Here is a 9,948-nt window from a genome sequence, read left to right as displayed (position 1 = left end):
CGCGATCGTTCTTCAGCGCCTCCTTCATCGCCTTTTCGACCTTCCGGACGTTGGACCCGTTGTCCATGTCGATGAAGTCGATGACGACCAGGCCCGCCATGTCGCGCAGTCGCAGCTGACGCGCAATCTCCTGCGTCGCTTCCAGATTGGTGGCGGTCGCGGTCTGCTCGATATTGTGCTCGCGCGTCGAACGCCCCGAGTTGATGTCGATCGACACCAGCGCCTCGGTCGGGTTGATCACCAGATAGCCGCCCGATTTCAGCTGGACGACGGGATGGTACATCGCGCTCAGCTGATCCTCGACCTGGTGGCGCTGGAACAGCGGCACCGGGTCCGAATAATGCTTCACGCGGCGGGCGTGGCTTGGCATCAGGAGCTTCATGAACTCCTTGGCCTGGCGATAGCCGTCATCGCCCTCGACGATCACCTCGTCGATATCCTTGTTGTAGATGTCGCGGATCGCGCGCTTCATCAGGTCGCTGTCGCCATAGACCAGGGCCGGCGCGCTGCTCGCCAGGGTGGTCTCGCGGATACCGTCCCACAAACGGGCCAGATAATCGAAGTCGCGCTTGATCTCCTGCCTGGTGCGCTGGAGCCCCGCGGTGCGGACGATGCAGCCCATCGACGGCGGCAGCGTCAATTCCGCCATGATCGACTTGAGCCGCTTGCGGTCCCCCGCATTGCTGATCTTGCGGCTGATCCCGCCGCCGTGCGACGTGTTGGGCATCAGCACGCAATAGCGCCCGGCGAGCGACAGATAGGTGGTCAGCGCCGCGCCCTTGTTGCCGCGCTCCTCCTTGACGACCTGGACCAGCAGCACCTGGCGGCGGCGGATCACGTCCTGGATCTTGTAGCGGCGGCGCAGGTTCATGCGGCGCTGGCGCAGCGCCTCGACCTGGTCGTCGGACCCGCCGTTGCGGCGCCGGGGGCGGCCGCCGGCCGGCTCGTCGGCGGCGTCCTCGTCATGCGCGCCGTCATCGTCGAGCCGCTCGAGCGCGTCCTCGTCGAGCTCCGGCGCCTCGCCGACGGCGTCGTCCTCGTCATCCTGCTCGGCGCGCAGCGCGGCCTCCTCGGCGGCGTGCTCGGCCTCCTCGCGCAACAGCGCGTCGCGATCCTCCTTGGGGATCTGGTAATAATCGGGGTGGATTTCCGAAAAGGCGAGGAAGCCGTGGCGGTTGCCGCCGTAATCGATGAACGCCGCCTGCAGCGACGGTTCGACGCGGGTCACCTTGGCTAGGTAGATGTTTCCCTTGAGCTGCTTGCGCTCGGCGCTCTCGAAATCAAATTCCTCGATCCTCGTGCCCTTGACGACAGCCACTCGGGTCTCTTCCCGGTGGCGGGCGTCGATCAACATACGCATGGTCATTTTCTGGTCTCCGGGCGCGCCGGTCCTGCTCGATCGGCAGGGGCGCGCGACTTGGTCGCGCTGTGCCGGCAAGGCGCCGGTCGATGCGATAGGGGTGAAGTGCGTCTGCGCGCCGCGCACGCCCGGGCAGATCGGCCGGGACACCCGCGCCCGCGCTCCCGCCGGCCCGGGCCGGGCGGAGCGTAAGGCGAAGAAAATGCGTCATGCGTGCGTCAACCTGATGGGCCGCCCGGTCCTGGAAATATCCGGGGCGGCCGTGGTGCCGGCCGTCGCGGGGAACATCGCGGCAATCGGTGACGTACCGACTAGCATCACGACGTTGCCGCATCAACTGGCAGCGTCCGCCGCCTGATGCCCGGCAAGCGGCTGACATTTGTTTAACCATGCCGTCCTGCCGCGACCGGCGATCACGGTTTTGGCTGGACCGGGCGCCGGTTCGCGCGGCATGACGCCGGGGTGTCCTTCGTCCTTGCTCTGCTTGCCTTCTGGCTGGGTGGCGCTCCCTCCTGGGCGACGACGATCCAGCGCGTCGAGGTGCGGAACGGGCATATCGTCCTGTCGGTCGACCCGGTCGTGGCGCGCGCGTGGGGGACGGCCGACACCGCCAGCGCGGCGTTCGACCTCTCACGTCCGGGGCTGGCGATCGGCGGCGCATCGGGCGGGGACGATCCGACGCTGACGCTCGTCCTGCGCACGGCGGACGACTCGGCGTTCGTGCAGGCGGCGGCGGCGGGGCGGATGACGTTCCTGCCCCCGCTCAGCGCGTTCAACGGCACCGCCGGCGCGCGCGGGACGACGGTGACGATGGCCGTCCCGCCGCCGAGCCGGTCGGTCGTGCTGCCGCGCATCTATGGCGACGACGACCGCCGCCCGCTGGTGGTGATCGATCCGGGCCATGGCGGTGCCGATCCCGGCGCGGTTTCGCCGACCAGCGGGCTGAAGGAAAAGGACGTGACGCTGCGCATCGCGCGGGCGATCCGCGACCGCCTGCTGCAATCGGGCCGGGTGCGCGTGGCGCTGACCCGCGACGACGACCGGTTCCTGATCCTCCAGGAACGCTACGGCATCGCGCGCAAGCTGCATGCCGATCTGTTCATCTCGATCCACTGCGACAGCGTCGGGTCGGGCGATGCATCCGGCGCGTCGGTCTACACCTTGTCGGAAGTCGCCTCCGACAAGGAGGCCGCGCGGCTGGCGGCGCGCGAGAACAAGGCCGACATCATCGCCGGGGTCGACCTGGGCGGCGAGGATGCCGAAATATCGTCGATCCTGATCGACCTGACCCAGCGCGAGACGATGAACGTCAGTGCCGGTTTTGCCCGGTTGCTGGGACGCGAGGCGGCGGCGCTGATGCCGCTCAGGCCCAATTTCCACCACATGGCCTCGCTGATGGTGCTGAAGGCGGCCGACATGCCGTCGATCCTGTTCGAGACCGGCTATATTTCCAATCCGGTGGATGCCGCGTTCCTCGATTCGGACGACGGCCGGCGCCGCATCGCCCAAAGCGTCGAGCGCGCGGTCGAGATCCATTTCGCGCGACGCCTGGCGACGAATTGAGCCACGGACGATCGGCATGGCTGGCAACCGGCGACAGACCTGCTAGAGCCGCGCGCCATGGCGGGCGGCGATACGAGTACGGTCGAGTACACGATCCGGCGGGGATCCGGCCGGCGGGGAACCGGCCGGCGGGGGGCAGGCGGCGGACCCGGCTTCCCGCGGCGGATGTGGCGGCGCTGGTGGGTCAAGGTGCTCGCGGTGCTGGCGTTGCTGTTCGGCCTCGCCATCTTCCTGGTCTGGTTGCTGATCGCGCGCGACCTGCCGTCGGTCGATGCGCTCAAATCCTATGAGCCGTCGCTGCCGACCAACGTGCGCGACGTCAATGGCGCGCCGATCCATTCCTACGTCCGCGAACGCCGCGTCGAACTGAGCTTCGACGAATATCCGCAATTGCTGGTGCGTGCCTTCCTGGCCGCCGAGGACAAGACGTTCTTCGAGCATCACGGGGTCGACTATCCCGGGATTGTCTCCGCTTTCATCGACAATCTGCGCAGCAGCAAGCGGGCGCGGGGCGGGTCGACCATCACCCAACAGGTCGCCAAGAACCTGCTGGTCGGCAGCGAGCACAGTTACGTCCGCAAGCTCAAGGAAGCGATCCTGGCCTATCGCATCGAGGATTCGCTGTCGAAGCAGCAGATCCTCGAACTCTATCTCAACACCATCTTCCTCGGCCGCAATGCCTATGGCGTGGAGGCCGCCGCGCATGCTTATTACGACAAGGGTCTCGACCAGCTAACGCTGCCGCAATTCGCCTATCTGGCCATCCTGCCCAAGGCGCCGTCGGGCTATGACCCCGATCGCCGGACCGATCGCGCGCTGGAACGCCGCAATTGGGTGCTCGGCGAGATGCTCAAGAACCGCTTCATCAACGATGCGCAATACCAGGCCGCGATCGCGACTCCGCTGGGCACGATCAACAAGCGCACCCAGCAATTCGAGGCGGTGTCGGGCTATTTCGTCGAGGAAGTGCGCCGCCAGCTGATCGAAAAGTTCGGCGAGAACGAAAAGGCCGGCCCGTACAGCGTCTATGCCGGCGGGCTATGGGTGCGCACGTCGTTCGACCCGAAGATGCAGGACCTCGCCCAGAAAGCGCTGCGCGACGGCCTGTTGCGCTATGATCGAGGTCGCGGCTGGAACGGGCCGCTCAAGCATGTGAACATTGGCGGCAATGCCTGGCTGAGCGCCTTGCTGGGCAGCAACGTGACGCTCGATTACGAGGATTGGCGGTCGGCGATCGTCATCGGCAAGGACGGCGGCCGCGCGACGATCGGCTTTGCCGATGGCAAGACCGGCGACCTGCCGCGCGGCAATGCGGCGATGCCGGTGCGCGGCGAGGGCGGCAACGCGTTCGACAAGCTGGTCGCCGGCGATATCGTCGCCGTCGCGCCGGAGGGCGGCGGCTATGCGTTGCGCGCGGTGCCCAAGGTCTCCGGCGGCTTCGTTGTTGAAGAACCCGCGACCGGCCGCGTGCTGGCCATGCAGGGCGGCTTCGACGCCAGCTTCGACAGCTTCAACCGCGCCACCCAGGCGATGCGCCAGCCCGGATCGACGATCAAACCGGTCGTCTATTCGGCGGCGCTGGAAGGGGGCATGACGCCCGCCTCGATCATCGTCGACGGGCCGTTCTGCGTCTATCAATCGGCGAGGCTGGGGCAGAAATGCTTCCGCAATTTCGGCGGCGGCGGTGGCTCGGGGCCGCACACGATGCGCTGGGGAGTAGAGCAGTCGCGCAATCTGATGACCGTGCGCGCCGCCGCGCAGACCGGCATGCCCCGGGTCGTCGCGCTGATGGACCGGATCGGCGTCGGCAAATACCCGCCCTATCTCTCCATTGCGCTGGGCGCAGGGGAGACGACGGTGTCGCGCATGGTCAACGCCTATGCGATCCTGGCCAATAATGGCCGCGGCCATCCGGCGACGCTGATCGATTTCGTCCAGGATCGGCGCGGCAACGTCATCTGGCCCGAAAACTGGCGTGCGTGCGACCGCTGCAACGCCGCCGACTGGAACGGCAAGCCGATGCCGCGCCCGGTGATCCGGTCGAAGCAGATCGTCGACGCGATGAGCGCATACCAGATGGTCCATATCGCCGAGGGCGTGATCCAGCGCGGCACCGCGGTCGTGCTGCGCGACCTTGACCGGCCGATGTTCGGCAAGACCGGCACCAATTCCGGGCCGAAGGACGTGTGGTTTATCGGCGGCACGCCGCAGATGATCGCCGGCGTCTATATCGGCTATGACAGCCCGGTTAACCTGGGCGGCTATGCCCAGGGCGGTACGCTGGCCGCGCCGATCTTCAAGGAATGGGCCAAGCCGGCCTATGAAGGTCTCCCCAAGATCCCGTTCCGTGCGCCCGCCGGCATCCGCATGGTCCGGATCGACCGCGCGTCGGGCCGGCCCGTATATGGCGCCTGGCCGACCAGCGATCCCAAAGCCGGCGTGATCTGGGAAGCGTTCAAGCCCGAAAGCGAGCAACGCCGCGCGCCCATCCGACGTGGCGAGGCGGGCGCCGCGATTGCCGACCGGCCCAAGGATACGCCGCAGCCGGGCCGCGACGATCCGCCAAAGGACGGCGACTTCTTGCAACGACAGGGCGGTATCTACTAGGGCTGGTGGCCTTGCGTCACCCCGGCGCAGGCCGGGGCCGCTGGCGGCGGGGTCGTTGGTGACTATATCGTGATCGCGGCTCGGCCCGTCCGGTGCGGCCGACAGCTATTCGGAGTTTGCCCGTGCGCGCCGAAGCGCAAGCCCATGTCGACACGATCAACGACGCGCTGGCGTTGCTGCGCCGGTTCCTCGACTGGGATCGCGCGCTGCGCCGGCTGGACGAGCTGAACGCGCGCGTCGAGGACCAGGCGCTGTGGAACGATCCCAAGGCGGCGCAGGCGGTGATGCGCGAGCGGCGTCGGCTGGACGAGGCGATCACCGCGACGCGCAATATCGCGTCCGAAATGGCCGACACGGTCGAGCTGATCGAGCTGGCCGAAGCCGAAGGCGACGGCGAGCTGGAACGCGACGTGGTCGCGGCGCTGGAGGAATTGGCGAGACGCGCCGACGCCGACAAGATCAAGGCGCTGCTGGCGGGGGAGGCCGATGCCAACGACACCTATGTCGAGATAAATGCCGGCGCCGGCGGCACCGAAAGCCAGGATTGGGCCGGCATGCTCAGCCGGATGTACCAGCGGTGGGGCGAGCGCCACGGGCTGAAGGTCGAACTGGTCGACCAGCATTCGGGGGAGCAGGCCGGGATCAAGTCGGCGACCCTGCTGCTCAAGGGCGAGAATGCGTACGGCTATGCCAAGACCGAGAGCGGCGTGCACCGCCTCGTCCGCATCAGCCCCTATGACAGCGCCGCGCGCCGACATACCAGCTTTGCCAGCGTATGGGTCTATCCGGTGGTGGACGACGATATCGAGGTCAATTACAGCGAAAGCGATCTGCGCATCGATACCTATCGTGCGTCGGGCGCCGGCGGCCAGCATATCAACACCACCGATTCGGCGGTGCGCATCACCCATCTGCCGACCGGCATCGTCGTCCAGTGCCAGAACCAGCGATCGCAGCACAAGAACAAGGCCGAGGCGTACAACCAGTTGCGCGCGCGCCTGTACGAACGCGAATTGCAGGAACGCGAGGCCATCGCCAATGCCGAGAATGCCGGCAAGACCGATATCGGCTGGGGCCACCAGATCCGCAGCTATGTCCTGCAGCCCTATCAGCTGGTCAAGGACCTGCGCACCGGCGTGACCTCGACTTCGCCGGGAGACGTGCTGGACGGCGACCTCGACCCGTTCATGGCCGCCGCGCTGTCGCAACGCGTGACCGGCGAGGCGATCGAGGTGGAGGATGTCGACTAGCCATATGTCGTCCGCCGGTTTCCTGCATTGATCCGCTTGATCAGCCGCGCTGCCGCTTTCGCCGCGATCGTCGCGCTGTCGGCTTGCGACGGCGGCCAGCCGACCGTTCCGGTCAAGCGCGAGCATGTCGGCCCGTTCCCCGCCGCCGACCGCCCGGTCGCGACGATCGTGTCGCCGCGCTGGTCGACCGAGGAGCAGCGCGACCGCCGCAATGAGGCGGGCGACGTGATGGGCCTGTCGGGAATCACGCCCGGCATGACCGTTGCCGACATCGGCGCCGGCGAAGGGTATTACACCATCCGCCTGGCCGCTCGCGTCGGCAAGAACGGGCGCGTACTGGCGGAAGATATCATCCAGCCGGTGATTTCCGCGCTGGCCGAACGCGTCGCGCGCGACCGGCTGGACAATGTCAGCGTGCGGCTGGGCGAGCCGGCCAATCCGCGGCTGCCCGCCGCGAGTTTCGATCGCGTGCTGATGATCCACATGTATCACGAGATCGAGCAGCCCTATGAATTCCTCTGGCGGCTGCGGCCCTCGCTAAAGTCGAACGGCGAGATCGTGGTGGTCGATGCCGACCGGCCGACGCAGAACCACGGTACGCCGCCGGCGCTGCTCAAATGCGAATTCGCCGCGGTGGGGTATGCGCTGGTCAGGCTCGACAACATGCCTTCGGCCGGCGGCTATCTGGCGCGGTTCCGCGCCGTCGGGCCGCGCCCGGATCCGTCCGCGATCCGTTCCTGCCGCCTGCGGTCCTGACGGCGCATGATGCCGTCGCCGCCGCATTTCGAGGACCAGTATCTGGCGCTGCTCCGGGACGTGTGGACGCGCGGCGACGAGCGGCGCGACCGGACCGGCGTCGGCACCAGGTCGCTGTTCGGGCCCAGCCTGCGGTTCGACCTGTCCGACGGATCGATCCCGCTGCTCACCACCAAGCGCGTCGCGTGGAAGACCGCCGCGCGCGAGATGCTGTGGTTTCTGACCGGCGACACCAATATCCGCGAACTCGTCCGCCAGAAGGTCCATATCTGGACCGATTGGCCATTGGCCCGGTATCGGCGGGAATCGGGCGAGGCGATCGACCGCGACGCGTTCGAGGCGCGCATCCTGGAGGATGACGATTTCGCCGCGCTGTGGGGCGACCTGGGCCCGGTATACGGCAAGCAATGGGTGGGCTGGGACACGTATGAACCGGCTGGCGACGGATTGTTCCGCCGCGGCGCGCCGGTCAACCAGATCGCCGGGCTTGTCGCGGATATCCGCCGCAATCCGGCTTCCCGCCGGCTGCTGTTCACCGGATGGAACGTGGCCGAACTCGCCGGCATGGCGCTGCCGCCCTGTCACATGACCTATCAATATCATGTCGCCGGCGGACGCCTGTCGGGCATGCTGTGGCAGCGTTCATGCGACCTTGGCCTGGGATTCGCCTTCAATGTCTTTTCGGCCGCCATGCTGCTGAGGATGCTGGCCCAGCAATGTGACCTGGCGCCCGGCGACCTGGTGTGGAGCGCGGGCGACGCGCACATCTATCTCAATCACGAGCATCTGGTCGCCCGGCAGCTGTCGCGATCGCCGCGCGGCCGGCCCGGGCTGAACCTGCTGCGGCGGCCATCGTCGATCTTCGGCTATGGCATCGGGGATTTCGAGGTGGTCGACTATGACCCCCACCCGCCGATCGCCGCGCCGGTCGCGGTGTGATGGGAGTACCGGGTTCAGCCGGCGGGGCCGAGGCCCCGGTTGGCCGCGTCGGGCGGTGGTGACCGGCGCGCAAACGCCCGCTTCAGCGTCAACGCCGGTCTTTCGATGGCATGCCACGAAAACACCGCGAAGATCGCCGTGGTCGGCAGCGCCAGCGCCAGGTTCACATACCAGGGCGCGCCGGGGAACAGGTATACGTAAACCTGCTGGATGGGATAAGCATAGAGATAGATGCCGTACGAATAATCGCCGCGCAGCAGCAGCGCGATCTTTGGCGGATTGAGCAGGCCGAGATAAACCGTGACATAGGCGACGGGAACAAGGGAGAGCCAGACCGTCTGATCGAACAGCAACGTCGCCACCGCGACGACGATGCTGGCCAGGCAGAGGGGCAGGCTGAACGGAATGCGGTCGCGAAAGCGATAGAATACCACGCCGGTCATGAAGTAGAAGATCAGCATCCGCGACAATACCGTGCCGCCCATCGGCTGGAACCCCGGCAACGCCCCGTTCCGCGCCACGCGGAAGATCAGATAGGCGGCATAAACCCCGATAACCAGGAACAGGAGCCGATATCTGCCGCTGTAAAGCCGCAACAAGGCGGCGCCGACGAGGAACAGATAACATTCCAGTTCCGACGGAATGGTCCATAGCGACCGATTGACCGTGTCGTCGGGATTGGTCGTGAAGACCCCGGGCAGATTATAGTGGATCCAGCCGACGATGTTGAGGAAATAGGACCAGAACATCGCACTGTCATAATATTGTGTCGCGACCAGGGTCGTGGTCAGGCCGCCGATCACCACTGCCGACAGCGTGATCTCGACCGCCAGCGCGGGGAGGATCCGCAGCGCGCGAAACAGGACGAAGGTCGGGACGGACGGGTTGCGTTCCAGGCTGCCGGCCACCAGAAAGCCGCTCAAGGCGAAGAACATCGGCAAGGCGAGGCGGATGACCACCCCTGTCGGCAACAATATGGCATCCCTGGTCCATGCCAGGCCGTTGGTGACGAGGAAGCTGTGCCACACGAGGATGAAGACCGACAAGGACAGCCGCATATAGTCGAAGCCCGAGGTCGGCCTGCCGATCTCGTTCATCCGCTCCGCCAGCGAGATCGTACGGCGGCGCTCCTTCGCGATCACGTCCATCAGCGGTCAGCTTTTGCCACGGCCTGATACACCGCCAAGGTGACCAGCGCGAGCGGCTTGGTCGGCAGTGCCTTGCATTGCTGTTCGACGGTCGCGACGATCGCCTGCGCATTGGTCTTGCGACCGACCGACCGGCCGCTGACCGCGTTCAGCCCGGTCCAGAACCCCAATATCCAGCTGGCGCGCGCCGCCGACAGCTTGCCGTCCATCGCCGACGAGCAGAGCTGGGTGCCAATGCCGACCTGAAGGACCGGCTTGGACGAGATCGGAACGACTTGGGCGGCCATGATCAACGTCAGCATGAACGTCCTTTCCGGGGTGAACG

The 9,948-nt window shown here is 66.6% G+C and carries 9 protein-coding genes; 6 read left to right on the top strand and 3 right to left on the bottom strand.

From position 1 onward, the window contains the following. On the bottom strand, positions 1–1,354 hold a 1,354-nt coding region (locus ACFE7K_RS02340), incomplete at its 3' end, for an Rne/Rng family ribonuclease (RefSeq protein WP_375396549.1). Positions 1,355–1,358: 4 nt separating this feature from the next. Between ACFE7K_RS02340 and ACFE7K_RS02335 the strand changes: the two genes are divergently transcribed. The 6 genes from ACFE7K_RS02335 to thyA all read left to right on the top strand — a co-directional run bounded on the left by ACFE7K_RS02335 (position 1,359) and on the right by thyA (position 8,475). Beyond that, a complete protein-coding gene (locus ACFE7K_RS02335; protein WP_375396550.1) occupies positions 1,359–1,718 on the top strand; it encodes a hypothetical protein in 360 nt (119 codons plus the stop codon). 104 nt (positions 1,719–1,822) lie between these two features. Further along, positions 1,823–2,923 (top strand): N-acetylmuramoyl-L-alanine amidase, encoded by a 1,101-nt coding sequence (locus ACFE7K_RS02330; protein WP_375396542.1) that lies wholly within the window; start codon positions 1,823–1,825, stop codon positions 2,921–2,923. Between the two features lie 165 nt (positions 2,924–3,088). Then, complete coding sequence (locus ACFE7K_RS02325) at positions 3,089–5,530, top strand: penicillin-binding protein 1A (RefSeq protein ID WP_375396541.1); 2,442 nt, start codon at positions 3,089–3,091, stop codon at positions 5,528–5,530. A gap of 122 nt (positions 5,531–5,652) precedes the next feature. Next, a complete protein-coding gene (gene prfB / locus ACFE7K_RS02320) occupies positions 5,653–6,780 on the top strand; it encodes a peptide chain release factor 2 (RefSeq protein ID WP_375396540.1) in 1,128 nt (375 codons plus the stop codon). A 27-nt stretch (positions 6,781–6,807) separates the two neighbouring features. Then, a complete protein-coding gene (locus tag ACFE7K_RS02315; RefSeq protein WP_375396539.1) occupies positions 6,808–7,536 on the top strand; it encodes a class I SAM-dependent methyltransferase in 729 nt (242 codons plus the stop codon). A 6-nt stretch (positions 7,537–7,542) separates the two neighbouring features. After that, positions 7,543–8,475: a thymidylate synthase gene (thyA, locus tag ACFE7K_RS02310; protein ID WP_375396538.1), complete on the top strand. Its 933-nt coding sequence runs from the start codon at positions 7,543–7,545 to the stop codon at positions 8,473–8,475. Positions 8,476–8,489: 14 nt separating this feature from the next. Here the strand turns inward: thyA and ACFE7K_RS02305 are convergent, their stop codons facing one another. After that, on the bottom strand, positions 8,490–9,623 hold the full coding sequence (locus tag ACFE7K_RS02305) for an acyltransferase family protein (protein ID WP_375396537.1): 1,134 nt from the start codon (positions 9,621–9,623) through the stop codon (positions 8,490–8,492). Beyond that, the gene (locus ACFE7K_RS02300; RefSeq protein WP_375396536.1) at positions 9,623–9,925 is read right to left on the bottom strand and encodes a hypothetical protein; all 303 of its coding nucleotides are present in this window, start codon (positions 9,923–9,925) and stop codon (positions 9,623–9,625) included. The genes ACFE7K_RS02305 and ACFE7K_RS02300 overlap by 1 nt, the downstream gene beginning before the upstream one ends. Positions 9,926–9,948: the final 23 nt, after the last annotated feature.

The sequence above is a fragment of the uncultured Sphingomonas sp. genome (assembly GCF_964244265.1).
Taxonomy (GTDB): Bacteria; Pseudomonadota; Alphaproteobacteria; order Sphingomonadales; family Sphingomonadaceae; genus Sphingomonas.
Note: the sequence above shows the minus strand (reverse complement) of the source record. Positions and strands in the feature narration are given on the sequence as shown.

Coding starts and splice junctions, on each gene's coding strand:
- ACFE7K_RS02325 (WP_375396541.1), top strand. CDS start 3,089: ATGTGGCGGCGCTGGTGGGTCAAGGTGCTCGCGGTGCTGGCGTTGCTG.
- ACFE7K_RS02300 (WP_375396536.1), bottom strand. CDS start 9,925: ATGCTGACGTTGATCATGGCCGCCCAAGTCGTTCCGATCTCGTCCAAG.
- thyA (WP_375396538.1), top strand. CDS start 7,543: ATGATGCCGTCGCCGCCGCATTTCGAGGACCAGTATCTGGCGCTGCTC.
- ACFE7K_RS02305 (WP_375396537.1), bottom strand. CDS start 9,623: ATGGACGTGATCGCGAAGGAGCGCCGCCGTACGATCTCGCTGGCGGAG.
- ACFE7K_RS02335 (WP_375396550.1), top strand. CDS start 1,359: ATGGTCATTTTCTGGTCTCCGGGCGCGCCGGTCCTGCTCGATCGGCAG.